2 protein-coding genes are annotated in these 860 nt (G+C 46.6%); both read right to left on the bottom strand.

The features are described 5' to 3' along the window. Positions 1-575 (bottom strand): S-adenosylmethionine:tRNA ribosyltransferase-isomerase (locus A3763_RS04420; protein WP_197482763.1); only part of this gene is annotated, 575 nt, incomplete at its 3' end. A 6-nt stretch (positions 576-581) separates the two neighbouring features. Continuing rightward, a partial coding sequence (locus A3763_RS04415; RefSeq protein WP_156494905.1) for a chorismate synthase occupies positions 582-860 on the bottom strand: 279 nt, incomplete at its 5' end.

Raw genomic sequence — 860 nt, 5'->3', positions numbered from 1 at the left:
TCAATAAGCTCATCATCAAAGTGCAAGCCTGCCGTAGGCGCTGCTGCCGCGCCTGGCTTATCGGCATAGACAGTTTGATAACGATCCTGATCCATATCCTCATCACCACGCTCAATATACGGAGGTAAAGGAATGTGGCCGTACTTTTCAAGCAGATCAAAAACCTCTAAAGACTCGGTCTCAAGAATAAACAGTGCATTCTGTCGCCCCTTCATTTCGATTACTTGCGTGCTACCATCGTCGGTATCAACAAGAATCTTGCTACCTTCTTTAGGGGAACGGCTAGACCTGACATGCGCTAAAAACGTATGACTATCAATCATTCGCTCAAAAAGAATTTCCAGTTTGCCGCCACTTTCTTTCTTCGCAAACAAACGCGCTGGAACAACCTTGGTATCATTGAATACCAGTAAGTCGTTTTCATTAACCAGCTCATAAACATCAGCAAAGGATCGATGAGCTAGTTTCCCCTCACTACCTTCGACCACCAACAAACGGCTTTGGCTTCGCTCTTCTGTCGGGTAGTTAGCAATTAGCTCGGGCGGCAAGTCAAAATCAAAATCAGAAACTTTCATACCGTCTTAGATTCTCGGTGTTTCACAGACAACGTCAGCATTTTGAGCACGATGGCGCATTAGGTGATCCAACAAAACCATTGCCATCATCGCTTCAGCAATGGGCGTAGCACGAATACCCACGCATGGGTCGTGACGGCCTTTGGTTGATACTTCAATCTGATTGCCTGCTGTATCGATACTTTTACCCGGCAAATGAATGCTTGAGGTCGGCTTCAAAGCCATATGCGCAACAATATCCTGCCCTGTTGAAATACCGCCTAAGACACCGCCCGCGTGATTCGA

The organism is Oleiphilus sp. HI0128 (assembly GCF_001635365.1).
Note: the sequence above shows the minus strand (reverse complement) of the source record. Positions and strands in the feature narration are given on the sequence as shown.